The sequence below is a fragment of the Nocardiopsis synnemataformans genome, assembly GCF_965343085.1.
Taxonomy (GTDB): domain Bacteria; phylum Actinomycetota; class Actinomycetes; order Streptosporangiales; family Streptosporangiaceae; genus Nocardiopsis; species Nocardiopsis alborubida.
This window is the reverse complement of sequence record NZ_CBDRFA010000066.1, coordinates 23,227-48,095: the sequence shown is the minus strand read 5'-3', so window position 1 is coordinate 48,095 and position 24,869 is coordinate 23,227. Positions and strand designations below refer to the sequence as shown.

Here is a 24,869-nt window from a genome sequence, read left to right as displayed (position 1 = left end):
CCTCCGTCGGTCGGGTTCCCCGGAAGTCAAGCGCGCCGCACCCGGCCGCGTCCAAGACGGATCTGCGATGTGACCCATAGGCGGCGCCTATGCCTGCTGGGAACGACCCTCCTGTGCCGCTCCCGAGCGCGTCCTCGCGTAGAGCTCGGCGGTGCCGAGGAAGGCCTGCGCGGCGGGTGTCAGCCGGGAGGCGCGGCTGACGATGATGACGCGCAGGTGGGAGACCGGTTCGATGAGGCGGACCCGGGCGCCCATGCGCGTGGCGATGGGCTTCCAGGAGGAAGGCATGACGGCGTGGCCGAGCCCGGACAGCACCAGGGGCAGGATCGAGGTGCGGTGGTCGACCTCGGCCGCCAGGTGCGCGTCGGTTCCGTCCGCCAGGATGTCGTCCACGATCTGGCGCATGAGGCTGCCGCGCTGGGAGGCGATCAGCCTCAGCCCGTCCAGGTCCGCGCGGTTGATCCGGTCGGAGTCGGGCCAGGCGGCACTGGATCCGGACCCGTTCCGCTCGGTCTCGTCCCGGTGGGATTCGTCCCGGCCGGACCCGCTCGGCTCGGTCTCGTCCCGGCCGGACCCGTCCCGCTCGGGTTGGGCACCCTCCGTCTCGGGCGGGGACAGCAGCACCAGCGGCTGCTCCTCGATGGGCAGCACCCGCAGGTCCGCGGTGCGCGGGTGGCCCGCCGAGCCCAGCAGCCCGATCTCGGCCGCCCCCGAGCGCACGTGCTGGACCACCTCCTCGGGGGTGAACGCCCCCGCCACGTTGACCGTCATCAGCGGGTACTCCCGCGCGAAGGAGGCCATCAGCGTCGTGAGCGGCTCGATCCCCGGCGAGGGCGTCGAGACCAGGTCCACCCGCCCCCGCCGCAGCCCGCGGGCCGAGCGCGCGGTGTCGCGCACCGCCTCCAGGTCCCGGACCACCTGGCGGGCCGGTTCGATCAGCCGGGTGCCGGTGTCGGTCAGCACGACGCCCCGGCCCACCCGGTGGAACAGGTCCACGCCCAGCTCCCGCTCCAGACCCCCGATGGCCTGGGACAACGAGGGCTGGGCGATGTGCAGGTGCTCGGCGGCCCTGCCGAAGCCGCCGTGGTCGACGATGGCCAGGAAGTAGGCCAGCTGCCGCGCGTCCATGTCAGCTCACACACCGATTCATAGGCGCAGTCTATGGGTCTGAGAGAAACTACGTCTTGGACGTGATCGCGGTCACACGTTGAGAGTGGTCTCCGCACCGACCGAAGGAGACCGCATGTCATCGGAGACCACACCCGCACCACCTCCCGCCTCTCCTCCGCCCGACCGGGCGGGGCGGACCGACGTGGAGGCAGCCCTCCTGGGCGGACGGTCGCGGGAGGATCTGGCGCGGCAGAGGCTCTCGCCCACCGAGGAGCGCTTCGAACGGGGCCGGGCCACGCTGGGATGGGCCCTGGCCCCCGCGCTCGCGATCGTCTTCGCCCTGCTCTCGCTGGGGATGGACCGGCAACAGCAGCTGCTCGCCGCGGTCCTGCTCGGGGTGATCGCCCTGTGGATCTGCGAGAGCGTGCCCATCCCGATCGGCGGGCTGATCGGGGTCGCCGCGATCGTCCTGCTGGGGGTGGCGCCCCCCGACGAGGTCCTCGCGCCCTTCGGGTCCACGACCGTGTTCACCTTCATCGGCGTGTTCGTCCTGGCGCAGGCCATGCTCAAGCACGGTGTGGCGCGGCGCCTGGCCTTCTTCGTGCTCGCCCTGCCGGGCGTGGGCTCCTCGACCACCCGGATCATCCTGGCCTTCGGCGCCATCACCTGCGTGGTGTCCAGCTTCATCTCCAACACCGCCACCGTGGCCATGCTCATGCCCACGGCGCTGGGGATCCTGGCGGTCATCGCCCGCCTGATGCAGGACCGCGGGGTGGTGCGCCCCGGCTTCGACCCGAGAAGGCTGCGGGTGGGCGCCGCACTGATGCTCATGCTCGCCTACGGGGCGAGCGTCGGCGGCCTGCTCACCCCCGTCGGCGCCCCGCCCAACCTCATCGGCCGTGCCCTCATCGAGGAGGCCACGGGCGAGCGCATCCCGTTCACGCAGTGGGTCCTGACCGCCCTGCCCCTGGTCGCGGGCATGTTCGCCGTGCTGGCCGTGGTGCTGCTCCTGATCAACCGCCCCGAGATCCGCCGCATCGAGGGCGTGACCGAGTACATCCGCGAGCAGCGCGCCGCCCAGGGGCCGATGAGCCGGGCCGAGAAGAACACGGTGCTCGCCTTCGGTACCACCGTCCTCCTGTGGCTCACCCCGGCCTTCGTCGGACTGTTCACCGGCACCGACGCCGCCCTCTACGCGCTGGTCGACGACCGCCTCAACGACGGCATCGTCGCGGTCCTGGGCGCCTGCCTGCTCTTCGTGCTGCCCGTCAGCTGGAAGCGGCGCGAGATGACCCTGAGCTGGAGCGACGCCGCGCGGATCGACTGGGGCACCATCCTGCTCTTCGGCACCGGCATCATCTTCGGCGCCCTGCTCTCCTCCACCGGGCTCGCGGCCACGATCGGCCAGGCGGCCTCCTCGGGCCTGGGGATCACCAGCTCCCTGGCCATCACCGCGTTCGGCGTGGTCCTGGCCGTCATCATCTCCGAGACCACCAGCAACACCTCCTCTGCGGCCGTGGTCGTCCCGATCGTCATCCCCCTGGCGGTGGCGGCGGGGGTCGACCCGTTCGTGCCCGCGCTCGCGGCGACGTTCGCCGCGTCCTTCGGGTTCATGCTGCCCGTCTCCACGCCGCAGAACGCCATCGTCTACGGCTCGGGCTGCGTGCCGATCACCCGGATGATCCGCTCCGGGGTCTGCTTCGACGTCATCGGCGCCGCCCTGATCATCGCGCTCGTCCCGCTCATGGCCGCGCTCACCGGCATCGGGACCTGATTCGCGCCCCGCGCCACCGTGGGGACGTGGCTCTGCGCCCTCGCACCCAGGCGGGTCGCCCGGCCCGGCGGTCCGAGCGGCCCGCCGTGTCGCGTCGGAGCCGGTGGCCGCGCGGGTCAGGACTTGATCTCGCGGAACTGGGGGACGCCGGTGAGGAGCACGACCGCCTCCCACAGGCGCTCACGCGCCTCGTCCAGCCTCCTGCGCTCGTCCTTACTCAGGGTGTACCCGTGCCAGGGTGCACCCGGGGCGCGTACGGGTGTTCGGCCTCCCAGAGCTGGTAGCCCAGAACGCGTTGGAGAGCGGACCCCGGTTTATTCGGCACCCCTGAAACCCTCCGCTTGAACCGTCTTCCTCGGTACGGTCGAACCGTCACACCGAGTGAACACCGGAGGCCGCATGCAGCCCTTGTCCCTCGCCCAGATCGCCGCCGTCACCGGCGGCCACGTCACTGCCGCTGATCCCGTGACCCAGGTGACGGGGGTCGCTTTCGACTCCCGCAAGGTGAGCCCCGGGGACCTGTTCGTCGCACTCCAGGGAGAGGAGGGCCGGGACGGGCACGACTTCGCTCCGTCCGCGGTCAAGGCCGGGGCGGTTGCGGTGCTCGCCGCTCGCCCGCTCGACGTGCCCGCCATCGTGGTGGACGACCCCCTCACCGCGCTGGGCGGTTGGGCGCGAACCCACGTCGAGGCGCTGGCGGACCTGGACGTGATCGCGCTCACGGGCTCCTCGGGGAAGACCTCCACCAAGGACCTCATCGCCCAGGTCCTCCAGCGCGCCGGAGCCACCGTGTTCACGCAGGGGTCGTTCAACAACGAGATCGGTCTCCCGCTCACCGCGCTGGAAGCCATCGCCGACACCCGCCACCTGGTGGTGGAGATGGGCGCACGCGGGCAGGGCCACATCACCTACCTCACCCAGATCACCCCGCCCCGGATCGGGGCGGTGCTCAACGTCGGCACCGCGCACGCCGGGGAGTTCGGTGGCCCGGAGATGACCGCGAAGGCCAAGGGCGAGCTGGTCGAAGCGCTCCCGTCGGAAGCGGAGGGCGGGGTGGCGGTGCTCAACGCCGACGATGCGCGGGTGGCCGCGATGTCCGCGCGCACCAAGGCCCGGGTGGTCACCTTCGGAGTGGAGCGCAGCGCGGACGTGTACGCCACCGACGTCACCCTCGACGGGCAGGGCAGGGCGTCGTTCACCCTGCACACCCCGACCGGGGACGCTCCGGTGCGCCTCCAGGTGGTCGGGGAGCACCAGGTGCCCAACGCGCTCGCCGCCGCCGCGGTGGCCGGTGCGGCGGGAATGGACGTGACCCAGATCGGCAAGGCGCTCACCGCGGCGGAGTCGTTGTCGGAGGGGCGGATGCGTGTCACCGAACGCTCTGACGGGGTGACGGTGGTCAACGACGCCTACAACGCCAACGCCGACTCCACAGCGGCGGCCCTGCGCGCCCTGGCCCACCTGGGCCAGGAGCGCACAGGCCGCACGATCGCCCTGCTCGGGGAGATGCGCGAGCTCGGTACCAGCTCAGCGGAGGAGCACCGCAAGATCGGAGCGCTCGCCGCAGTCCTGGGCATCGACGTGCTCGTCGCGGTGGGCGAGGCCGACGCGCGTGTGCTGGCCACCGAGTACGGTCCCGACGGGCAGGTGGAAGCGACGAAGGCAGCTGCTGGGGAGTGGCTGAGCAGGTACAACTTCCGGTCGGGGGACGTGGTGCTCGTCAAGGGTGCCAACGCGCTCGGGTTGGGGGAACTCGCGGACGCGCTCGCGGCCCGGTGAATCACCGCTGGGCGGGGTCCACGATCACGCCCCGCCCGGCGAAGAACTCCCCGAAACGCTCGGCCGGGAGCGTCGCGGAGACGGCGTCCGGACGGTGCCCGGACGGGTTACGGAAGTGCACCGTCCCGTCCTGGTGGCCGATCACGAGCACCAGGTGTCCGCCCCGGCCCGGTGCCGGACGGCCCGGTCGGCGGATCTCCTTGTGCACCGAGGCCAGCACCATCTGCCCTTGACCCAGCTCCTGGAGCAGAGCGGTGGTGTCCAGGTCGGTGCGCACCCGGGCGTCCAAGCGGTGGGTGTCGCGCACGTACTCCACGAACGGCGCGTAGATCAACCCCTTCACCGATCCGTCCGGCTGTTCGACGTACCCGCCCGCCTTGCGGACCCCGTGCAGCAGCTCCAGTAGCGGAGGAGCCTGACCGTCGCGGTGGGTGAGCACCATGCGCAAGCACGCCATCCCGCAGGCGTGACGGCACCACGTGCTGTACTCCTCGCGGGAGGCGGCCCCCGACACCGCCCACGCGGGGTCGGCGCCGGGGTCGTGTCCGTCATACGCGATCGCGCTGATCAGCTCGGGAGAGGCGTACTGGGTGATCGCCTCCACCGGTTCATGCAGCGTGCTCGTGTTCTCGCAGGCCCCGCACCTGGTTGCCACCGGGTTCTCCTACCAGCCGGACGAACGTTTCCCGGGAGACGTTACCGCCGGAGAGCACCACCCCGACGGGCCCCTCGCCGATCTCGCCCCACCGGGCGGACAACGTGGCCAGAGCGGTCGCCCCGGACGGCTCGACCACCAGGCGCAGGTGCTCGAAGCACCACCGCATCGCGGTCGCGATGTCGGCCTCGGACACGGTGACGATCCCGGTCAGCAGGCGTTGGTTCACCTCGAAGGGGCCCGGTGGCGGGGTGGTGTGGCGTAGCCCGTCCGCGCACGTGGCGGGCACGTCGATGCGCACCCGCTCCCCGGCCAGCAGCGAGGCGGCGGTGTCGGCCGCGTCCTCGGGTTCCACACCGATGACCCGCACGTGCGGGGCGGCCTCCGCGAGCCAGGTGGCGCACCCGGCGGCCAGGCCGCCGCCGCCCACCGGCACGAGCAGGGTCTGTATGCCGGGTGTCTGGGAGAGGAGTTCCACGGCGACGGTGCCAGCCCCGGCCATCACGGCGGGGTGGTCGGCCGAGGGCACGATGGTGTACCCGTGCTCGGCGGCCAGTTCAGCCACGAGCGTGTCCCGGTTCTGGGTGTGCCGGTCGTAGGACACCACCTGAGCCCCCAGGGCGCGGGCTCGGTCGGCTTTCACCGCGGGTACGTCGGCGGGCAGGACCACGGTCACGGGCACCCCGAGTTCGTGTCCGGCCAGGGCCAGTGCGCCGCCGTGGTTGCCCGAGGAAGCCCCGACCACACCCCGCGCCCGTTGAGCATCGGACAGCCCGAGCAGGGCGTGCAGCGCCCCCCGGTACTTGAACGCACCACTGTGCTGGAGGTTCTCGGTCTTGCACACCACCGGTACTTCCACCTCACGGGTCAGCCCGGGAGAGGACACCACGGGGGTGCGCACAACGGCGCCGTCCAGACGGCGGGCCGCCGCGTCCATGTCACTGGCTGACAGCACCGGCGGCCTCCTTCTCCTGGGCGCGGGCCAGGGCGGGGCGCAGGATGTGCGCGATGAGCTGGTCGTAGTCGAGGCCCGCAGCGTTGGCCATGGTGGCCAGGTTCCCGGTCGGGGACAGGCCCGGCAGGGTGTTGACCTCCAACCACACGACCGTGCCGTCCTCGCTGACCATGAAGTCGGATCGGGAGTAGGTGGAGCAACCGAGCGCGCGGTGGGCGCTCTTGGCGTACCGGCCCAGCAGCGTGCTGATCTGGTGGGGCACATCGGCCGGACAGATGTAGGTGTGCAACGCAGGGTCGCGCTTGGCCTCATAGCTGTAGAAGTCGGTGGTGGTGCGGGCCTCCAGCGGCGGCAGCGCCGTGAGCGTACCGTCGAGAGCCTCCAGTACGCCCACGGTCACAGCCTGGCCCGGGTACAGACGCTCCACCAACAGGTCCTCGACGCTGGCCGAGACGACCGCCGCCAGCTCAGCTTCGCTGTGGGCGATGGCCATCCCCACCGACCCGCCCTCGGAGGTCGGCTTGACGATCACCGGCCACCCCAGATCCTCCCAGCCGAAGGACGTGTTGCCCGCGGAGACGAGTTCACCGTCGGCCACGGGCACCCCTTCGGCGGCGACGACGATCTTCGCGGTGGGCTTGTGCATGCCGACCGCGCTGGCCATCACCCCCGACCCGGTGTAGGGGATACCGAGGGAGTCGAGTACACCCTGAAGCCTTCCGTCCTCGGCACCCTGCCCGGCGATCGCGAGGAAAGCCGCGCACGCTCCTCGGAGCTGGCTGGTCAGGTCGGGGCCAGCGGGGTCCACCAGGTAGTGGGGAACACCGTGGCGAGTGAGGCAGGCGGCGACCTCCGCCCCGGATAGGAGGGAGCGGTCACGTTCGCGGCTGGTACCGCCGGTGACCACAGCGATAGGCCCTGGTGGGGCGGAGAGTAGGGGGGAAGGGGCGCCCATGTGTCTTCTGCTTTCCTGGGGAGTGTTCGTGTCATCTGTTCGGGGTGACGACTAGGGAGCAATCGATACGGCCAGCCCCCGAGCACGACGGGCAAGGGGACGCGTCACTACCGCACCGGCTCATGGGGAAACGGGGTGTCCTGTTGGTTCAGCAGGGCGGCGATGTGCTCCTTGGGGTAGCGGCGTGCTCCGCCCAGGGTGCGGAACGGTTTGAGCACACGGTCCCAGTCGCCTCGGTGGAGGCTGCGGGTGCGCACGTTGAACAGTTGGGCGACTTCGCCGGGGGTGAGGACGTCGGGGCGGCCGTCGAGGAGGTCGCGGTAGTCGGGCACGAGGAGCTTTCCGTGTTCGGTGAGCGGTGAGCGGTGAGCGGCTGGTCGGGTGGTGGCCCCGCCTTCTCTGGGAAGGAAAAGGCGGGGCCCGGGGGGACGGCGCGGAGTATGGAGGGGCTGGGTTACCAGGGGAAGGCGGCGCGGACGGTGATCGCGCCGCAGGGATGCTGTTTCCAGTCCCAGTAGGAGCACAGGGCTTCGACCAGGCGCAGTCCGTTTCCGCAGGGGCGCAGGGGTTCGAGGGCGGGTACGGCCGGGAAGGTGGGCTCTTCTCCGGGGCGGGGGCCGTTGTCGGTGACGCGGAGTTCGAGGTGGCGCGGGGTGCGTTCGACCTCCACGCGGATAGTGCCGTGAGGAAGCCCGGAAGCGCTGTGGCGCAGGGCATTCGTCGTCATTTCGGACACGGCGACGCTGATCGGTTCGGCCAGGCTGGGGCGGGAGCGGGTGGCCTGGGCGGCCCACCGTCGGGCGATCTTGACGTGGCTGAGGTCAGGGCCGAGCAGGATGCCTGATTTGGTACGGGTTCCGCACAGTCGGCGTGGAAGTGCCGGGGCTTGGACGATAGGCTTTGGCATGTCTCACCTCGGGGGTTTCGGGGTGGGGCACTGCGCCTCGGCGACCGGTCACGACGGTCCCGGGGCTCTTTTCGTGCCCGATGTTGTCCTGAAGGCGACTATGCACAATCCCAGCTCAGAGCGCTATGGCAACATGAAAACTGTTTTTTTCTGAGTCTGTTGGTGTCAGAAAGGCGCAGATTGTTGTTTACTGTTGCCATGCCTCAAGATGTCAAGGCCAAGTGGGTCCCGTTTGGCAAGGCTGTTCGGAAACTCCGTGATGAGCGGGGCATGTCTCTGGCTGAAGTCGGTGAAAGACTCGGGGTCACCGGGTCGATGGTCGGTGCCATCGAACGGGCCATACGCATCCCAAAGCGCCAGCATGTGGACAAACTGGAAGCGCTCTTCGCAACAGACGGTGATCTGGTGTCCTTCTGGAAGGACACCAAACTCGAAGGCGGCGTTCCGGAACAGCTGAAGAGCGCGTTGTCGCTTGAGCGGAAAGCCACCCAGATCCGCGAGTACCAATCCATCATTTTTCCTGGGGTGGTACAGATCCCGGAGTATGCTCGTGCGTTGGTCAAAGCGCGGACTCCGGAGGCCACGGACGAAGAAGTCGAGGAGATCGTGCATGCTCGCGTCATCCGCTTGGACGCGCTGAAGCAGCGCTCGGTGAAGATGTGGTTTCTGGTGGACGAGGTAGTCCTGACCCGCTCCATCGGCTCACGGGAAGTTCTTGCTGAGCAACTGGGGTGGGTCGAGAACCTGGTCAGAAACGGTACGATCCGGTTCCAAGCGATTCCCCTCGACGGCGCTCCGGGTCTCTGCGCCCCCTACCGGGTCGTGGATCTGGGTACGCGTCAGCAAGCGCTGTACCTGGAGCACGCCATGGGAGGTGAGATCGTAGACTCCGAGAAGACGGTGAAGAGGGCGTTCGACCTGTTCAGTGCGATGCAGGGCGAGGCGCTTTCGACGCGGTCGACTCTTGAGCTGATCAGTCAGATTAAGGAGCAGCAGGCCGCATGAACGAGTGGCACAAGTCGAGCTACAGCGACGGTGGCGGCGGTAACTGCGTGGAGGTCGCCGAAGGCAGTACCACTCTGGTTCGGGACACTCAGAACCGGCACGCTGGGCACCTCGGGTTTCAGGCCCAGGAGTGGGATGCCCTGCTCAAGGCGGTACGTGGCTGCTAGCAGCCCAGCATGAACCGGCCCTGCCCAGGGGTAGTGGGCGGGGCCGGTTTCGTGCCGCACAGAGGTGAGGCTACCTCGCTGGTACCACCCCGACCAAGAGGCGAAGGGACCCACACCGGGCTCCGTGCTCGTCCACAGCCAAGCCCCGCGCCCACGGCGCCGAACTGGCGCAGCACGAGGACGCCTGCCAGCTCTGTTATGTCCGCGGCACCGGGGGCGTCATCGCCGTCTTGGCCGAGCAGACCAACTGAAGCCCGTCGCTGGGGTCGTTTCTCCCGCGTGTCCCGCAGCCGATCCGGTGGCCGCGCGGGTCAGAACTTGATCTCGCGGAACTGGGGGACGCCGGTGAGGAGCACGACCGCCTCCCACAGGCGCAGGGTCTCATCCGGGTCCGGCAGTTCGGCGACGACGGGGCCGAAGAGAGCCCGCGACGCGCCGTCGGCATCGGTCAGGGCCAGGATCGGCGTTCCGACCTCGCCGTGGACCCGGCGCACGGCGTCGTGGTGGGAGGCGCGCAGGAGGGGGTCGTGCTCCTCGGAGGAACCGGCGTCGGCCAGCTCCTCGGGCAGCCCCGCCCGGCGCAGGGCGTCGGCGAGGTCGCCGATCCACTCGCCCTCCGCGCCGTCCTCCCCGGTCCACAGCGCCTCGTGGAACCGGCCGAGCGCCTCGTGCCCGTGGCCGCTCTGCACCGCCGCGCACACGCGGGCGGGGATCCACAGGTAGCCCTCCGTGTCGCCCTCGGGGTCCTCGTCCCTGCCCTCGTTGAGCACCGACAGACTCATGACCCGCCACCGGATCGTGACCGGGCGTTCCTCGGCGACCCCGCGCAGCCACCGCGCGGTGATCCAGCTGAGCGGGCAGGCCGGGTCGAACCAGAAGTCGACCGTCCAGGGGTCGTGGGTCACGGCGGGCTCCCGTCGTCGTCGCGTCACGGCCGACCGAGCGTACTCTCCCTGGGCACGAGCGCGAAGCCGGGGCGCACGCGGCGCGACTCGGGTCCCCCGCCCTCCGCGCCGCCCTCCAGCCGGGCCAGCAGCGCGTCCACCGCGGCCCGCGCGATGGCCTGCTTGTGCGGCGCGATGGTGGTGAGGGTCGCCGTGCAGTAGCGGCCGTCCTCTATGTCGTCGAAGCCGACGACCGCGACGTCCTCGGGCACCCGCAGGCCGCGCTCGGTGAGCGTGCGCATGGCGCCGATCGCGATGAGGTCGTTGTAGCAGAAGACGGCGTCGGGCGCGGTACCCGAGTCCAGGAGGCGGGCCATCGCCTGGGCGCCGTCCTGGCGGGTGTAGCCGTCGGTGGTGGCCACCAGGGCGTCGTCCGCCGCCGCCCCCGCCGCGGTGACCGTCTCGCGCCATCCGCGCAGGCGCAGGTGGGCGGGCTGGCGCGAGCGGCCGTGGCGGGCGCCGATGAAGGCGATGCGGCGGCGGCCCAGGTCGAGCAGGTGCTGGGTGGCGGTGCGGGCGGCGGCCACGTTGTCGATGGCGATGTGGTCGTAGGGCGCCTCGTACTCGCGCTCTCCCAGCAGCACCAGGGGGGCGTCGTGCCCGCGCGCGAGCAGGTCCTCGTTCTCCAGCTCGATCGGGCTCAGGATCAGCCCGTCGATCAGCCGCGCGCGGAAGCCCTGCGCGAACAGCACCTCCTGGTCCCTGCGGCCGTAGGTGTGGTCCAGCAGGACGATGCGGTCGAGCCCGGCGGCGTAGTTGATCACGGCGTCGGCGAGCTCGGCGAAGTAGGGGTTGCCCAGCTCGGGCAGGGCCAGCGCGATGATGCCGGTGCGGCCCTTGCGCAGGTGCCGCGCGGTCAGGTTGGGCCGGTAGCCGAGATCGTCGATGACCTGCTGCACGCGCTGGCGGGTGGTGGGTGTGACGTGGCGGTAGCCGTTGACCACGTTGGACACCGTCTTGACCGACACGCCCGCGTGTTCCGCGACGTCCTTCAGGCTGATGGCCACAGCGCCTCCTCCGCACATGGTGCACACGTGCACGACCGTGTGCGTCCCCGCCGACCGCGGCCCCGTCGGCGGCGTTCCCGCGCCGCGCGGCCCGCGCCGCCCGCCGTCCTCCCACCGCCGTGCCCGCCCCGCCGGCCGTCCGCTTGCACGTGAACCCGTGCGTTTCCCGGCGGTTTTTCTATCGTTATACAGCACGCGGCGGATCCCCGTACAACGCTCCTGTCCAGGAGATCTCCCGTTCGTGTGCTTCGGTGCCGTTCTGGGCAGGGGTTTTCCCGACGGGTTTCCGGACAGGGGCAGGTCGATGTGACTGTGCTCTCATCATGGGGAAGCCAGTTTTCTCACGTTGTAAAAGACGCGCCAACGATGCTCGCGGTCTCGGCCGAGGGCACGCGGACCTACCTGGTGTCCGACGGGCCGGCGCTTGGTCAGCGGGGCGTTCCTGGTCGTGGCGGTGCTGGCGCGGAACGACCTCAGCGGGAGGCGCCAACGGGAGTGACCCGGGCCGCGGTCGCGGTCCAGTGCCGCGTCCGAGGCCGTCCAGCGGGGCGTCCAGAGGCGTGTCGAGTCCGATCCCCCATCCTCACGGTGACGGCCGCATCCGTGCGGAATCTGCTGGGAGGGAGCTTCGGATGGGGAACTCGGAATGGGCCCGCGCCCCGATCGGGATGGACGCGGGGCGGTGGACCACCTGGGACGGGTGCCGCCGGGTGCTGGCCGTGGCGTGCACGGTCGCCGACGCGCAACGGCTGATGGACCCGGTGGCGACCGTGGCCTCCGACCCGCGCGTACAGGTGGTCTTCACGGTCGCGCCCGACCAGGTGTTCGGCGCCGGGCTCGCCGCCTGGCTGGCGCGCGCCGGAGTCGTGGTGGTGCCCTGGCAGCAGGCGGTCAACACCCGCTTCGACCTCGCCCTGGCGGCCAGCACCAGCCGGGCCCTGGACCGGATCCACGCGCCCGTGGTGCTGTTCGCGCACGGCGTCGGGTTCAACAAGCTCACCCCCGCCCACCTCGGACGACAGGGCGCGCTCGTCCGCGCCACCTACGGCCTGGGGCGCGAGGGCCTGGTCCGGGACGGCCGCCTGGTCGCGGAGCGGATCGCGCTCGCCCACGACGACGAGGCCCTGCGCCTGGCCTCCGCGTGCCCCGAGGCGGTCGGCGGCGCCCGTGTCGTGGGGGACGCCGCCGCGGACCGGATCCTGGCCTCGTTGGAGCGGCGCCCGTGGTGCCGTTCCCAGCTTGGGCTGGGCCCCGACGACGTGTGGGTGGTGGCGGCCTCCACGTGGGGGCGCTCGTCGCTGCTGGGTGCCGGGCGGCCCCTGCTCGAACGCCTGGTCGTGGAGGCGGTGTCCGTGTCCTGCCGGGTCGGTCTGCTGGTGCACCCGAACGTGTGGGCGGCCCACGGGGACTGGCAGGTGCACCAGTGGCTGGGCCCGCTCATCGCCCAGGGACTGGAGGTGGTGCCGGTCGAGGCCGAATGGGCCAGCGCCCTGGCGGCCGCCGACGCGGTGGTGGGGGACCACGGTTCCACCACCGTCTACGCCACCCTGACCGGGCGCCCCGTGCTGGTGGCCGACGGCGGGCGGGCGGACGTGGACACGGCCTCGCCCATGGGGCAGGTCCTGCGCACCCTTCCGTCCGTGCGCGGGGACGCCCCGCTCATGGGCCGGGCCACGCGCTCCGTGGAAACGGCCGAGCGGGAGGCGCTGCGCGCCGTGGCCGCGCGGATCACCTCCCACCCCGGCCGCTTCGCCCAGCGCACGCGCACGGTGCTCTACGAGGTCCTGGGGCTGGACGAACCCGACATCCTGCCCGCCGCGCGCCCGCTGCGTCCGCTGGGCTGGGACATGCGGGGGTGGGCGGCGTGACCGGGGCGGCCTTCCCGGCGCGGGTCCGGCACGCGGTGGCCGTCGCGCCAGTGGAGTACGCGTTCACCGTCGAGCCGTCCTGGGGGCGTCCTCTCGCGGGGCCGGACACCCCCGCCCCCTCCGGGAGGCACCTGCCTGCGGTGCCGGACACCCCACTCGTCGCCGACCCGTGCCGCCCGGCCGAGCGGCCCTGGGCGGGCGTCGCCGACATCCTCCTGTGCCGCTGCGGGCACGCGACCCCCTCGCCGCGGGAGGCGGGGTGCGCACTGCTGCGCGCCTATCCAGGGTGCCTGGTGGCCGGGGTGCACGGCCAGGACGGCCGGGGCGTCCTGGTCAGTCCGAGGGGGCTCGTCCTCGTCACACCGGGCGCCTCCATCGGGCGCGCGGAGCGATGGGGGACGGTCGCGGCCGCGGTCCTCGTGCACGCGTGGCTGGTCAGCGGTCGCCACCTGGCGGCGCTGCCCGACACCGTGCTCAGGCCCGCACGGAACCCGTCGGTCCCCTCAGGGGCCGACAGCGTTGGAGACGGCGGCGGAGACGGCGGACCCGTCCCGGGACGCGCCCCCGTCCACGAGGTGTACGTGCGCGCCGCACCCCGGTGACGGGTCATCCCAACGCCTCCAGGCGTTCCTCCACACGCAGTCTGGCCGGGTCCGTGGGCAGCAGCAGCGCCACCGCCCCCTCGTAGGCCTCGCGGGCCCGGCCCGGCTCCCCGCGGCGTTCGGCGAGTTCTCCGAGCGCCTCCAGGGCCTTGCCCTGGCCGGAGGCCGAGCCGCGCCCGCGCATCACCTCCAGCGCCCGCTCCAGCTCCCCCGCGGCGGACGCGAACTCCTCCATGGCGGCGAGGACGGTGCCCAGGACGATCCGGGTCCGGGCCTGGTTGTAGGCGTCCCCGTCCAGGAGGGGGAGGGCGCGCTCCAGGGCGTGGCGGGCCGGGCCGAGGTCGCCGAGGGCGTGGCGGGCCCGGCCGAGCATGAACAGGCTGATGGCCAGGTTGTGGGTGACCCCGGTGCGCTCGTCCGTCGCCACCGCCCGGGCGAGGTGGTCGGCGGCCTGCCCGGGAAGGTGGTTCTGGAAGGCCACGATGCCGCGCCGCTGCTGGGTCTGGGCCAGGCGTTCCAGGTCCTGGTGGCGCCGCCAGGCCCGTTCGGCGGCGTCCAGGTCGGCCATCGCCTCCTCGACAGCGGCGAGGTGGCTGTGTACCAGCGCGCGGTTGTTCAGCAGCCGCGCGACCGTCGTCTCCTCCAGGTCGGCTGGCGATGCCCCGAGCACGGGCGCCGCGGCACGCAGCCACAGCCGGGCCTGGCCGTGGTGCAGGAACAGCGACCACAGGCCGTCCAGCAGGCGCGGCGCGTGTTCGTGCGCTCCCAGCTCCGGCGCCAGTTCGGCCAGGGCGGCGAGGTTGTCACGTTCCCGGTTGAGCCAGGCCGTGGCCTGCGCGGCGTCGGCGAAGGAGGAGCCCGGTACCGCCCGGTTGCCCGCGTAGGGCCGCAGCACGGCGTCGGCCGACACCGCCAGGTCGGCGACCCCGGACACCAGCCGCGTCAGCGACCGGCGGCGGGCGCCGGACTCCTCCTCGGCCTCGGCCTTCTCCGCGGCGTGCAGGCGCAGCAGGTCGTGGAAGGAGAAGCGCTCGGCGCTGTGCTCGGTCAGCAGGTGGTGGCGGGACAGGGCGGCCAGCCCCGCCTCGCACTCGGCCACCGGGCGGCCGGTGAGGCGGGCGGCCAGCTCACCGGTGACGTCGGGGCCCGGATGCCAGGCCAGGCGTCGGTAGAGCAGGGCGGGAAAGTCCGGGAGGGAGGCGTAGGACAGGTCGAAGGCGCTGCGCACGGACACGTCCATACCCATTTCCCTGCTCGCGGTGTCCAGGTGGTCGAGCCGACGGGGAGCGGAGCGCAGGCGTCGCTCGGTGTCCCGCCAGGTCCGGCTGCGGGTGCCGTGGTCGACCGCCACCGTGCACACGGCCACCGGTAGCGCCGAGCACAGGGAGACGACGCCGTGCATGGCCTCCCGGTCGGCCTCCCCGGTGGGGGAGTGGCCGCTGAGTTCGGAGAGCAGGGCCACGCCCTCGGCCCCCGTCATCGGCGGCAGGTCGACGAACTGTCCGCCGTCCAGGCGCAGCCCGGCCAGACGCAGACGCGTGGTGACCACGACCGTGCCGCGCTCGCCCCCGGGCAGCAGGGCGCGGACCTGGGCCGCGGAGAGGGCGTCGTCCAACAGCAGCGCCACGGGTGCGTGCGCGGTGGCCGACCTCCACCAGGCCGCGCGTGTGGCGAGGTCCGCCGGTGCCGTCCCGATCTGCACGCCCACGGCGCGGAGCAGCACGTCCAGCACGTCGTGGGGATCGGCGGGCGGCCCGGGGGAGAAGCCGTGCAGGTCCACGAACAGCTGCCCGCCGCCGCCCAGCTCCGGGTGCGCGCGCAGGAACTCCACCGCCAGGGCGGACTTGCCCACTCCCGCGGAGCCCGTGATCACCACCAGCGCGTGGCGGCCCCGGGCGTGCGCGCGCGACACGGCCGTCTCCAACGCCCGCATGGGGTGGGGCCGGTCGACGAAGACGGCGGGTGAGGCGGGGAGCTGGCGGGGGACGCGGTCGGCCGCGGGTGCGAGGTGCAGGTTCACGTCCCCGTGGAGTGAGCCGACCTGGACGGCCGTTCCGCTGATGTCGCCGCGCACGGCGTTGGTCCGCGTGCCCGCGTCGGTGGTCGGGGAGGTGTGACCGGGGGAGTCCACGTGGTCTCCTAAGCACCTGTGACGAATGGTGCGTAAGGGGCTCAAGGTGCGGGCTGAGTTCAGGTCCTTCTTTTTCGGTGTTGATTTATTTTCCCTGGCGGGCGGCTCTCTGAAACCGTCGTGCGCTCTCGCCTTGGTTGAATCGTGCATTTGCACGTGCGCATGCTTGGGACCTCGCAAGGCGTGAGGAAGGGGCCAGCGGAAACGGTACTCGGGAAAAGAAATAGGGCCCAACGCCAACGGCGTCAGGCCCTGCCGGCCAAGCTAACCTAAGGGTTAGCCAAGCACCACCATTGGGGTAAGCGGGACTTCCCAAATGTAAGCCCAGGTGTGCGGAGTCATGACAAGGAGGGAACTCAGGAGGAGTATACTTATTGTCTTCATCGCCATCTCTCGCGTCGGGCCCCTGCGTCGCCCTCGGAGCAGTGTCAGGGGTCGGTCGTAGCGCGATGAAAGAGGGACGCCCCAGAGGCAACTGGGGCGTCCCGTCTTTTACCGCAAAGAGCACATGTCAGACACATGGCTCCAGACTGGTGTCAGTCTGGCTACGAGTGTAGCGATTGCATCCTGAGATTTGGGCCAGATAAAAGCCTTTTCCTACCTGTTTGGTGAGATATCCAGCAGTGACCGCACGATCTGCGCTTCGGCGGAACCGAGTTCGATGAAGATCGCCTCGGATCGGCTCAGGCACGCGCGCCCCTCGGCCGCCTCGCCGAGCGAGCTCAGGTGCTGGCCCAAGGCACGTAGTGCCTCCGCCCGCTCCTTGCGCAGACCGTGTCGCTCGGCCGTTGAGGCCGCCCTCCGTAGGTAGCTGCCCACGAGTGCGCTGTCTCCGTCCGTCGCTTCGATGCGGGCCAGCCCCAGCAGGCTGTCGACGGTCGCGAGGGGATTGAGGAACTCACCCATGGCCAGGCCGCGGCGGAAGTGGGTCCGGGCCTGGGCCAGATGTCCCGTGGCGGTCTGGGCGGCCCCCAGGGTCGTCAGGACCGTGCCCGTCGTCCACGGGTCGCGAAAGGTCTCGAGGATTTCCAGGGCTTCCCGGAGGCACGGCACGGCCCGCTCCGGTCGCCCCCGTTGCAGGGACAGCTCCCCCATGTTCGTCAGGGCGAACGCCTCCTTGCGCCTGTCGCCGCGCTGGCGAGCCGTGGTCAGGACCATCTCGCACAGCGCCCAGGCCTGGCGGTGGTACCCCAGCTGCTGGAAGGCACCCGCCAGGTTGATCCGCACCTCCATGAGCAACTGCGGGTCCCGCGAGCGTTCCAGTACCGCGGCGGCGTCGCTGAGGTCGGCGATTCCCTCGTGTGCGGCGCTCACCGCGAGATGGCACAGCCCGCGCACTCGCAGGCAGAACACCAGTCCGGGGCGGTCTCCACACGCCTCGAACGTCTCCAGCGCCCGCTCGACGAGGGTCCGGCTCCCCGCGTAGTCGTTGGCGACAAAGGAGATCATCGCCCGCTGGGCCACGGCCCACGCCTGTCCCAGAGGATCCCCGGCCTCGGACCACCGCTCATGGGCCGTTCGGTTGTGCTCTGCGGCCCGATCCAGCTCTCCCACGCGCAGAAGCGCGCGTGCCAGGTCGAAGTGGGCCCTGGCCCGCTCACGGTCCTCCCCGTGATCGCGCGCCCACTCCACCATGGCGGTGTGCAGGGTGACCGCCTCGGGCCAGGGGCCGTGCGCGTCCATGTGGTCGCACACCACCCGCGCCAGCTGTAGGGCGGTGCGGCCCGCGCCGTGCTGGTCCGCCTCCGTCACCACGGTGAGCACGGTCGCCAGTTCACGCCGGAACCACGCCATGGCCCTCTCCTCCGGCCACCGCTCCCCGGTCGGGGACGGCTCGTGACTGTCGCGCCCGGGCCGGTGCGGGTGCAGGGCCCGGTCGGCCCGGCTCGTCAGATCCAGATAGGCCGCGTACATCCGCTGCTTTGCCGCGTGGGCCTGCTCCGGGGACAGACCGTCGTGCGCGCGGTGGCGGGCGTGAACCTGGAGCAGGGCGTGCACCTCGTAGCGGTCGGGCTCCGGCTCGTTCAGCAGGTGGGCGCTCACCAGGTCCATGAGGGCCTGCCGTGAGGCGTGCTCGTCGGGGCCGACCAGCGCCGCCGCCACCCGCCCGTCCATGCCGCGGGTGGGGTGCAGCCCCAGCAGGAGGAAGGCGTCCCGGGCCCTCGGGCCCAGGGCGCCCAGGGACACGTCGAAGATGCGTGAGAGGTCCCGGCCCCCCACCCGGAAGGCGCTCAATCCCGGGAAGGAGGGTGAGGGCAGCCGGTGCAGCAGGTCGCGCGGCGACCACGACGGATGGATCTGGGCCAGGTTCGCCATCAGTCCGACGGCCATCGGCAGCCTGTCGCACCGGTCGATGATCTCGGCGAGGGTGTCGGCCTCCTCCTCGCCCCAGGGCCGGTCGAGGGCGGCGGTGAACATCTCGGCGCACTCGTCGTCGGAGGGAAGCCCGAGCGGCAGGTGGTCGGCGCCGTCGATCTCCGGAAGTTGGAAACGGCTGCTGATCACCACCGCGCACCGTGTTCCGCTGGGGAGCAGCGGAAGGACCTGTTCGGCGCTGGCGGCGTCTTCGAGGAGGAGCAGCAGGCGCATCGACCGCGTGTGCTCGCGCCACAGCGCGACGCGTTCGGCCAGGCTCAGCACGGTGGGCGGTACCGGGACGCGCAGCAGGCGCATGAGTTCGGTGAGGGCCTCCTCCGCTGTCAGGGGGGCGAGCCGCTCGTCGTGCCCGCGCAGGTCCACCGACAGCCGGGCGTCGGGGTAGAGGTCCTTGACCCGGTGGGCCACGTGCAGGCTCAACTGGCTCTTGCCCACACCCGCCATCCCGCAGACGACCCACAGGTGGGCGAAGCCGGACTCCGTCTCCCGCAGACGCGAGCAGAGCAGGCGCGTCTGTGCGGTGCGTCCTCGAAAGTGCCGGGGCTCGCGCGCCAGGTTGTCGACGATCGGCCGGGGCTTCCCGCCCGGGGGCGGTGCGGCCTTCGGCTCACCGCCCCCATCCGGGCCAGCGGTCGCCCGCAGCAGCAGTTCGAACCGCCGCCGGAGCGCCGGGGAGGGGTCCACGCCCAGCTCCTCGGACAGCCGCTCCCGCAGCCGCTGGTAGGCCGCGAGGGCGTCGGCGGTCCGGCCCAGGGCGTGGAGCCCGTGCAGGAGGTGGCCGTGCAGGGGCTCGTTGACGGGGTAGGCGACCAGGGCCGAACCCAGGACCTCCACCGCCTCCGCGTGGTCGCCCTCGGCGATGGCCAACGAGGCCCACAGCGCCAGTGCGTCCTGGTGGGAGCGTTCCATGGCCACACGCAGCTGCTCGACCCAGCGCCCGCCCACACCGGGCAGGGGAGGCCCCTTCCACAGTGCGAGCGCCTCCTCCAGGGCCGCGCGCGCCTCGGCGGACCGGCCCGCCTGGTGCAGGGCCCGGGCGCGTGAGCGCAGGCTCCGGAAGCGCTCCCAGTCCAGCGCCTGGGCGGGGAGGCGCAGCAGGTAGCCCTCGGCGGTGTGGGACAGGATGCCGCGGTCCAGCCCCACTGCCTCGATCTTGCCCCGCAGGCGCGTGACGTAGGTGTGCAGTGTGCCGCGGTACCCCTCCGGGGGCGAGCCGTTCCAGAGCCGGTCGGCCAACTCCCGGAGGGGAAGCCGCGCCGGGCTGGTCAGTGCCAGCGCGGCAAGGAGTGCGCGTTCCTTGCCGGTGGTCAGGGTGACGTGGCGTCCGTCGCTGCTCAGATGGATGGAACCCAGAACGCAGAGTCTCACCGGCGGATCCTTGTTGGGAAGTGCCCCCGTTTATCGTTCTTGCATATATGTGTGCCCCGTTGGGATTGTTGAAACTTCCTTTGTCCTCTTTGTATTGGTGCTCGATATTCTGCACGTGCATTTTCTGGTGAAGGTGGTTCTGGGAAAACTGAAATGTTTCTGGAGTCGGCTTGTGTGGTTCTTGTCTGTTCGACTGGAAACGGGTGCCCCTGTCTCTTTTTCGGATGAACGTGCTGGTGGTGGCGTTCGCTGCGGGGTGTGAAATTACCTCGCGCAAACCCTTTTCTGGGCTTCGTGTGTGGCGGGGAGCGGACTCAGGGCCGACCGGACACGCACTCCCGGCGCGTGTTCAGCCGAACCGCTGCCCACCCGTGAGGCTTCCTCGGTCCCACCCTCCCCGTGCGGCACGGTGGCGTTCCTGATATTCCGGGGAACGCGGGTTCCATGGCCGGACGTGTTCTCCGCTCTCCCTCTCACCGGTGCCGTTTCCGTTCGGCGGACAGGACGTCGGCGCGGTGAGGAGCCCACGGCGGTGTTCTGGCGGTCCGGCCCACCTCCGGGAGGGGCCGGTGTGGCTGTCCCCACTCCGGCCGGAGCGGGGGGCGTTCCGGGGCGGGTCCGGCGGCGGCTACGGTGCTGTTGGGCACAGGACGAGCGCCGCGCCGCTCGCGTGTGGCCCTTTTCTCTGTCGGTAGCTTCTTGCGGCCCCGCTCCGGGGCATCCTCCGGGAGGAACTGGTGAACAGCGGCAACCCCCCTGCACGGGACATGCGCCTGATCGTGACCGGAGGAGGGACAGGCGGGCACACCTATCCGGCCCTCACCGCCGTCCGCGCGCTGCGTGACCGGCTGGCGGCGGCCGGGATCGCCCTGCACGTGCTGTGGGTGGGCACGGCGGACAGCCTGGAGTCCCGGGTCGCGGCCGCCAACGGGATCGCCTTCGAGTCGGTCGCGACCGGCAAGATCCGGCGTTCGAAGAACCCCCTCAAGCTCGCCTCGCGGGCCAACATCAAGGACATGAGCAACGTCCCCCGGGGCGTCGCGCAGGCCCGCGCGCTGGTCTCGGACTTCGCCCCCGACGTGGTGCTGGCCACCGGCGGCTACGTGGCCGTGCCCGTGGGCCTGGCCGCGAAGATGTGCCGCCGTCCCCTCGTGGTGCACGAGCAGACGGTCCGGCTGGGCCTGGCCAACAAGGTCCTCGCCCGCGTCGCGGCCCGTGTGGCGGTGTCCTCCCCGTCCACGACCGAGCTGCTGCCCGACTCCGCGCGCGACAACGCGGTCATCACCGGTAACCCGGTGCGCCCCGAGGTGCTGACCGGGCAGGCCGACCGGGCGCCCAAGGAACTCGGGTTCACCGGCTACGACTCCTCGCTGCCCACCGTCTACGTCACGGGCGGGGCGCAGGGGGCCGTGCAGATCAACGGCATGATCCGCGACATCCTGCCCTGGCTGCTCGCGCGCGCCAACGTCGTGCACCAGTGCGGGCCGGCGAACCTGGAGGAGGCGCGCCGCAGTGCGGCGCAGCTCCCGCCCGGCCTCGCCGAGAGATACCACCTGACGGACTTCGTGGGCCCCGAACTCCCCGACGTGCTGGCGCTGGCCGACGTGGTGGTCTCCCGCAGCGGCGCGGGGACGATCGCGGAGCTGACCGCGCTGGGCAAGGCCGCCGTGTTCGTCCCGCTGGCCTCGTCCGCGGGCGACGAGCAGCGCCACAACGCCCGCCACCTCCAGGAGTCGGGCGCGGCGGTGGCGCTGCTGGACCAAGTCAACGCCCAGGGGCTCCAGGCGGCGGTGGAACCGCTGCTGGCCGACCCGCGGCGGCGCGCGCAGATCGCGGAACGGGCCCGCGAGCACGGGCGTCCGGACGCCGCCGACCGGCTGGTGGACGTCCTCCTGGCCGCGGCCCAGGGTTAGGCCGTGTTGTAGGTTCGGATTCCTGTGTGCGCGCCCTGCACGGTGATGATCAAGATGTGGGGCGAGGGGATCTTTCTGATGGGCAGTGGTCGGTGCTGGAGTCGTTGCTGCCTGCGGTGGGCACAAGCCGCAGGTGCCGCGGCTGTGGCGGTGGCCGTCCGCCCGTCTTCGACCGCGAGGACTACCAGGTCCGGCACGCGGTCGAATGCGGGATCAGCCGTCTCAAGCAGCACCGGGCCGTGCCGACCCGGTTCGGCAAACTTGCGGTTCGGTCCGAGGCGACGGTTCGGGTCGCGGCGATTCATCAGTGGCTGTGAACCCGCAGCCTGCCGTCGTGCGGACGCCCCAGCAGGAAAGGACGGGCCTGCGGTCATGACGGAGGAAGGGCGCGTTTCCTGGCATTGGCGCGGGGCGGTGTGTATGGGGTTGCACCTTCCGTAGCGGCATGTGGTTCGGTGGTCCTACGTCCCGGTCCCTTGAGGAAAGGTCCCTGCTCGTGTATTCGTCCTTCATGCCACCCCGCCAGGTCAAGATCGGTGACGCGGCGGCCTTCGCCGGCACCACGCCACGGGCGATCCGTCATTACCACGAGATCGGGCTGCTCCCCGAGCCTGAGCGGGGCGGCGATGGCCGTCGCCGCTACGGGTACGAGGACATGATCCGCCTGCTGTGGGTTCTCAGGATGGCCGACGCCGGGATCGCTCTCGACGACATCCGTGACGCCTTCACCACCGGCACGGCTTCCGCCGGCGCCGACAGCGCAGACGGTATCGCGGGCGTCCTGGAGCGGTTGGAGGAAACCCTCGCCGAGCAGGAGACAGAACTGGGGCGGCAACGGACCGCCGTGCAGCGGATGCGCACCGAAGGCAGCCGGATGGGCCTGCTCTCCGACTTCGTCACCGGCCGTCTCAAGAGCCTGCCCGAGGGCTCCCTGCGTCAGGCGGACCTGGACACTCTGCTGGTCACTGAGCGGATCTTCGGCCCGCTCGGCGCGGCTGTCCAGGCCACCCGCTTCATCGCCTTGGCCACGCATCCCACTCTGCGGGAGGACTCCGACCGCCTCGATAGCGCCGAGGAGGCACTCGACGACAGTGTCGCCGTCGATGATCCACGGGTGGCTCACGTGGCCGCCGAACGGCACGCCTTCGAAAGCGCCCTGCATGCCGTCATCGAGGAGTCCGGCCTGGAGAAGGACGACGATGCCCTCTTCGACGCCTGGGACATTTTGCACCCCCCTCCCACCGATGACGAGGGCAACTTCATCCCCGGCAAGCGGGAGGCAGGCTCCATGAGCATGGTCAAAGCCATCAGCAAGATGCCCTACGACTTCTCCCCAGCCCGATGGCGCTGTATGGAACTGGCCATAGAACTGTCCGCCCAGGACTCACCCGCTACCCAAAACACGGCCTAGCGGGTCCAGGGTCAGCGGGCACGGGATTGGCGGGCGCCGGGCGCCGGGCTCCGGCCCCGCCGGAGCCCGGACGTGGTTTGCGGCACCGCTGGTTGCGGCACCGCTGGTCGCGGTGGCCGAACCTTTCCCCCCGCCCGCAGGAAGGCCGCCGCGAACAGGTCCGGCCCGGTTCAGATCCAGCCGTGTTCGGCGGCGACGCGCGCGGCCTCGTGGCGGTTGGCGGCGTGGAGCTTGGCGACGGCGGCCGCGAGGTAGTTGCGCACGGTCCCCCGGGAGAGCGAGACGCGCCGGGCGATCTCCTCCACGGGCGCGCCGTCGCGGGCCAGGGCCAGCACGTCGGCCTCGCGCGGGCTGAGCGGGGAGTCGCCCGCGCTGATCGCCTCGGCCGCGAGTTCGGGATCGACGTAGCGGCCCCCGGCCGCGACCTTGCGCACGACCTCGGCGAAGGTGCGTGAGGACACGGTCTTGGGCAGGAAGCCGTTCACACCCGCGGCCAGGGCCGACTTCAGGTAGCCGGGGCGGCCGTGCGAGGTGACGATGACGCACCGGCACGAGGGCAGCTCGGTGGCGAGCCTGCGGGCGATCTCGATGCCGTCGGGGCCGGGCAGTTGCAGGTCGAGCAGGGCCACGTCGGGGCGGAGTTTGAGGGCCATGGCCAGCGCCTCCTCGCCCGAGGCCGCCTGGGCGACGACCTCGAAGTCCTCCTCCAGGTCGAGCAGTCCGGCGATGGCGTCGCGGATGAGGTGTTCGTCGTCGGCGACGAGGATGCGGGTCATGCTGAGGTGTCCTTCGGGAGCGGGAGCGCGGCGTCGAGCAGGAACCAGTCTCCGTCACGGCGCGCCGTGACGCGTCCGCCGAGCGCGTGCAGGCGCTCGGACATCGCGCGCAGCCCCGTGCCCTCGCCGTCCTGCGCGGAGCACGGGGGACCGGCCCCGTCGTTGGCGATGGTCAGGTGCACCTCCGCGTCCTCGTTCGCGGTCGCGATGGTGACCTGGGTGGCCGAGGCGTGGCGCAGCAGGTTGGTGACGCCCTCGCGCACGACCCAGGCGAGCGCTTCGGCGCACCGCTGGGGCACGGGGTCGCCGGTCACCGTGCAGCGGACGCCTGCGGACCTGAGCAGCGACCGGGCGCCCGAGAGCTCGTCGTCCCAGGTCGTGCGGAGTTCGCCGCGTACGACGCGGCGGACCTCGGTGCCCGCCTCCTCCGCCAGCTTGCGGACCGCGGTGATCTCCGTCGCGGCCCGTTCGCCGTGGCCGCGCTGGACGAGTTCGGAGGCCAGTGAGCTCTTGACCGCGATCGTGGCCAGGGTGCGGCCGAACACGTCGTGCAGGTCGCGGGAGATGCGCAGGCGTTCGTTGGCCAGTGCGAGCGCGGCGCGGTCCTCGTGGGCCGCCTGGAGTTCGCGCAGCACCCGCAGCATCCACGCGCTCGACCAGCACAGCCACAGGACAGCGCTGATCATCACCGCCCCGACCAGCAGGACCGCGAGATCCGCGACGCCCACGAGCGGGACGGTCAGCACCAGGGCCACCGCGTTGAGCAACAGCGCCCGGCGAGAGTGCAGGACGGGGGCGAAGCTCGCGGCGACCGAACCGATCGCCGCCGCGGCGGTCATGCCCATCGCGGGCAGGGGAATCGTCAGGGTCACGGTGACGAAGGACGCGAGGACCAGCGCCCACGCGATGACACCGCCGACGCGAAACCGCCGCGCGCGCCCGACGACGACGTCGATGCTCCACCTGGTGACGAGGATGTTCCCGATGACCAGGGTGAGGCACAGCGCACCCGCCGTGACCAGCGCGGCCAGGGGCGCTCCGGTGAGCCGGTCGGCCTCCACCGCGCTCCTGAGGAGGGTGCCGGACGGAAGCGAGACGGCTATGTAGGCGGACCAGCGCACGTAGGTCTCGAACCTGCGTGCGCCGACCAGGGGCGGGTTGCTCAT

The 24,869-nt window shown here is 71.4% G+C and carries 21 protein-coding genes; 9 read left to right on the top strand and 12 right to left on the bottom strand.

The genetic code is table 11. From position 1 onward, the window contains the following. Positions 1–87 precede the first annotated feature (87 nt). On the bottom strand, positions 88–1,128 hold the full coding sequence (locus tag ACSIH6_RS29550) for a LysR family transcriptional regulator (RefSeq protein ID WP_435111606.1): 1,041 nt from the start codon (positions 1,126–1,128) through the stop codon (positions 88–90). A gap of 115 nt (positions 1,129–1,243) precedes the next feature. Here ACSIH6_RS29550 and ACSIH6_RS29545 point away from each other — a divergent pair, with 115 nt between their 5' ends. Continuing rightward, on the top strand, positions 1,244–2,884 hold the full coding sequence (locus ACSIH6_RS29545) for an SLC13 family permease (RefSeq protein WP_435111605.1): 1,641 nt from the start codon (positions 1,244–1,246) through the stop codon (positions 2,882–2,884). A gap of 399 nt (positions 2,885–3,283) precedes the next feature. After that, the gene (locus ACSIH6_RS29540) at positions 3,284–4,663 is read left to right on the top strand and encodes a UDP-N-acetylmuramoyl-tripeptide--D-alanyl-D-alanine ligase (protein WP_435111604.1); all 1,380 of its coding nucleotides are present in this window, start codon (positions 3,284–3,286) and stop codon (positions 4,661–4,663) included. A gap of 1 nt (position 4,664) precedes the next feature. Here ACSIH6_RS29540 and ACSIH6_RS29535 read toward each other — a convergent pair whose 3' ends face one another. The 5 genes from ACSIH6_RS29535 to ACSIH6_RS29515 form a co-directional block, all read right to left on the bottom strand. After that, entirely contained in the window at positions 4,665–5,318 is a 654-nt protein-coding gene (locus tag ACSIH6_RS29535) for a cysteine peptidase family C39 domain-containing protein (protein ID WP_435111603.1), read from the bottom strand. Further along, on the bottom strand, positions 5,272–6,273 hold the full coding sequence (locus ACSIH6_RS29530; RefSeq protein ID WP_435111602.1) for a threonine ammonia-lyase: 1,002 nt from the start codon (positions 6,271–6,273) through the stop codon (positions 5,272–5,274). Before ACSIH6_RS29530 ends, ACSIH6_RS29535 begins: the two co-directional genes overlap by 47 nt. After that, positions 6,257–7,228, bottom strand: coding sequence for a D-alanine--D-alanine ligase family protein (locus ACSIH6_RS29525; RefSeq protein WP_435111601.1), 972 nt, complete (start codon positions 7,226–7,228; stop codon positions 6,257–6,259). The genes ACSIH6_RS29530 and ACSIH6_RS29525 overlap by 17 nt, the downstream gene beginning before the upstream one ends. A gap of 107 nt (positions 7,229–7,335) precedes the next feature. Then, positions 7,336–7,560 carry a helix-turn-helix domain-containing protein gene (locus tag ACSIH6_RS29520; RefSeq protein ID WP_435111600.1) on the bottom strand — a complete coding sequence of 75 codons (225 nt, stop codon included), beginning with the start codon at positions 7,558–7,560 and terminating at the stop codon, positions 7,336–7,338. Between the two features lie 122 nt (positions 7,561–7,682). After that, the gene (locus ACSIH6_RS29515; protein WP_435111599.1) at positions 7,683–8,135 is read right to left on the bottom strand and encodes an ATP-binding protein; all 453 of its coding nucleotides are present in this window, start codon (positions 8,133–8,135) and stop codon (positions 7,683–7,685) included. Between the two features lie 198 nt (positions 8,136–8,333). On the opposite strand from ACSIH6_RS29515, the gene ACSIH6_RS29510 reads away from it, so the two are divergent. Then, entirely contained in the window at positions 8,334–9,140 is an 807-nt protein-coding gene (locus tag ACSIH6_RS29510) for a helix-turn-helix domain-containing protein (protein WP_435111598.1), read from the top strand. Beyond that, a complete protein-coding gene (locus tag ACSIH6_RS29505) occupies positions 9,137–9,307 on the top strand; it encodes a DUF397 domain-containing protein (protein ID WP_435111597.1) in 171 nt (56 codons plus the stop codon). The genes ACSIH6_RS29510 and ACSIH6_RS29505 overlap by 4 nt, the downstream gene beginning before the upstream one ends. 311 nt (positions 9,308–9,618) lie before the next feature. On the opposite strand, the gene ACSIH6_RS29500 is transcribed toward ACSIH6_RS29505, so the two are convergent. Together ACSIH6_RS29500 and ACSIH6_RS29495 are read right to left on the bottom strand one after the other, a co-directional pair. Then, positions 9,619–10,212: a mycothiol-dependent nitroreductase Rv2466c family protein gene (locus ACSIH6_RS29500; RefSeq protein ID WP_435111596.1), complete on the bottom strand. Its 594-nt coding sequence runs from the start codon at positions 10,210–10,212 to the stop codon at positions 9,619–9,621. Between the two features lie 23 nt (positions 10,213–10,235). Next, positions 10,236–11,258: a LacI family DNA-binding transcriptional regulator gene (locus ACSIH6_RS29495; RefSeq protein ID WP_435111595.1), complete on the bottom strand. Its 1,023-nt coding sequence runs from the start codon at positions 11,256–11,258 to the stop codon at positions 10,236–10,238. A 632-nt stretch (positions 11,259–11,890) separates the two neighbouring features. Between ACSIH6_RS29495 and ACSIH6_RS29490 the strand changes: the two genes are divergently transcribed. Then, positions 11,891–13,126, top strand: coding sequence for a hypothetical protein (locus ACSIH6_RS29490; RefSeq protein WP_435111594.1), 1,236 nt, complete (start codon positions 11,891–11,893; stop codon positions 13,124–13,126). Next, positions 13,123–13,728, top strand: a complete 606-nt coding sequence (locus ACSIH6_RS29485) for a hypothetical protein (protein WP_435111593.1) — start codon at positions 13,123–13,125, stop codon at positions 13,726–13,728. The genes ACSIH6_RS29490 and ACSIH6_RS29485 overlap by 4 nt, the downstream gene beginning before the upstream one ends. A gap of 4 nt (positions 13,729–13,732) precedes the next feature. Here ACSIH6_RS29485 and ACSIH6_RS29480 read toward each other — a convergent pair whose 3' ends face one another. Together ACSIH6_RS29480 and ACSIH6_RS29475 are read right to left on the bottom strand one after the other, a co-directional pair. Beyond that, positions 13,733–15,859 (bottom strand): tetratricopeptide repeat protein, encoded by a 2,127-nt coding sequence (locus ACSIH6_RS29480; protein ID WP_435111592.1) that lies wholly within the window; start codon positions 15,857–15,859, stop codon positions 13,733–13,735. A gap of 597 nt (positions 15,860–16,456) precedes the next feature. Further along, complete coding sequence (locus ACSIH6_RS29475; RefSeq protein ID WP_435111591.1) at positions 16,457–19,603, bottom strand: AfsR/SARP family transcriptional regulator; 3,147 nt, start codon at positions 19,601–19,603, stop codon at positions 16,457–16,459. A gap of 767 nt (positions 19,604–20,370) precedes the next feature. Here ACSIH6_RS29475 and ACSIH6_RS29470 point away from each other — a divergent pair. The 3 genes from ACSIH6_RS29470 (at position 20,371) to ACSIH6_RS29460 (ending at position 22,927) form a co-directional block, all read left to right on the top strand. Then, on the top strand, positions 20,371–21,516 hold the full coding sequence (locus tag ACSIH6_RS29470) for a UDP-N-acetylglucosamine--N-acetylmuramyl-(pentapeptide) pyrophosphoryl-undecaprenol N-acetylglucosamine transferase (RefSeq protein WP_435111609.1): 1,146 nt from the start codon (positions 20,371–20,373) through the stop codon (positions 21,514–21,516). A 26-nt stretch (positions 21,517–21,542) separates the two neighbouring features. After that, positions 21,543–21,833: a hypothetical protein gene (locus tag ACSIH6_RS29465; RefSeq protein WP_435111590.1), complete on the top strand. Its 291-nt coding sequence runs from the start codon at positions 21,543–21,545 to the stop codon at positions 21,831–21,833. Between the two features lie 179 nt (positions 21,834–22,012). Beyond that, the gene (locus tag ACSIH6_RS29460; protein WP_435111589.1) at positions 22,013–22,927 is read left to right on the top strand and encodes a MerR family transcriptional regulator; all 915 of its coding nucleotides are present in this window, start codon (positions 22,013–22,015) and stop codon (positions 22,925–22,927) included. 170 nt (positions 22,928–23,097) lie between these two features. On the opposite strand, the gene ACSIH6_RS29455 is transcribed toward ACSIH6_RS29460, so the two are convergent. Together ACSIH6_RS29455 and ACSIH6_RS29450 are read right to left on the bottom strand one after the other, a co-directional pair. Then, complete coding sequence (locus ACSIH6_RS29455) at positions 23,098–23,703, bottom strand: response regulator (RefSeq protein ID WP_435111588.1); 606 nt, start codon at positions 23,701–23,703, stop codon at positions 23,098–23,100. Further along, positions 23,700–24,869 (bottom strand): sensor histidine kinase, encoded by a 1,170-nt coding sequence (locus ACSIH6_RS29450; RefSeq protein WP_435111587.1) that lies wholly within the window; start codon positions 24,867–24,869, stop codon positions 23,700–23,702. The genes ACSIH6_RS29455 and ACSIH6_RS29450 overlap by 4 nt, the downstream gene beginning before the upstream one ends.

What these genes read in the sequence shown, in the direction of transcription:
- ACSIH6_RS29505 (WP_435111597.1), top strand. Translation starts at nt 9,137, where the DNA reads ATGAACGAGTGGCACAAGTCGAGCTACAGCGACGGTGGCGGCGGTAAC.
- ACSIH6_RS29455 (WP_435111588.1), bottom strand. Translation starts at nt 23,703, where the DNA reads ATGACCCGCATCCTCGTCGCCGACGACGAACACCTCATCCGCGACGCC.
- ACSIH6_RS29510 (WP_435111598.1), top strand. Translation starts at nt 8,334, where the DNA reads ATGCCTCAAGATGTCAAGGCCAAGTGGGTCCCGTTTGGCAAGGCTGTT.
- ACSIH6_RS29550 (WP_435111606.1), bottom strand. Translation starts at nt 1,128, where the DNA reads ATGGACGCGCGGCAGCTGGCCTACTTCCTGGCCATCGTCGACCACGGC.
- ACSIH6_RS29470 (WP_435111609.1), top strand. Translation starts at nt 20,371, where the DNA reads ATGCGCCTGATCGTGACCGGAGGAGGGACAGGCGGGCACACCTATCCG.
- ACSIH6_RS29525 (WP_435111601.1), bottom strand. Translation starts at nt 7,228, where the DNA reads ATGGGCGCCCCTTCCCCCCTACTCTCCGCCCCACCAGGGCCTATCGCT.
- ACSIH6_RS29515 (WP_435111599.1), bottom strand. Translation starts at nt 8,135, where the DNA reads ATGCCAAAGCCTATCGTCCAAGCCCCGGCACTTCCACGCCGACTGTGC.
- ACSIH6_RS29490 (WP_435111594.1), top strand. Translation starts at nt 11,891, where the DNA reads ATGGGGAACTCGGAATGGGCCCGCGCCCCGATCGGGATGGACGCGGGG.
- ACSIH6_RS29545 (WP_435111605.1), top strand. Translation starts at nt 1,244, where the DNA reads ATGTCATCGGAGACCACACCCGCACCACCTCCCGCCTCTCCTCCGCCC.
- ACSIH6_RS29450 (WP_435111587.1), bottom strand. Translation starts at nt 24,869, where the DNA reads ATGAGCAACCCGCCCCTGGTCGGCGCACGCAGGTTCGAGACCTACGTG.
- ACSIH6_RS29540 (WP_435111604.1), top strand. Translation starts at nt 3,284, where the DNA reads ATGCAGCCCTTGTCCCTCGCCCAGATCGCCGCCGTCACCGGCGGCCAC.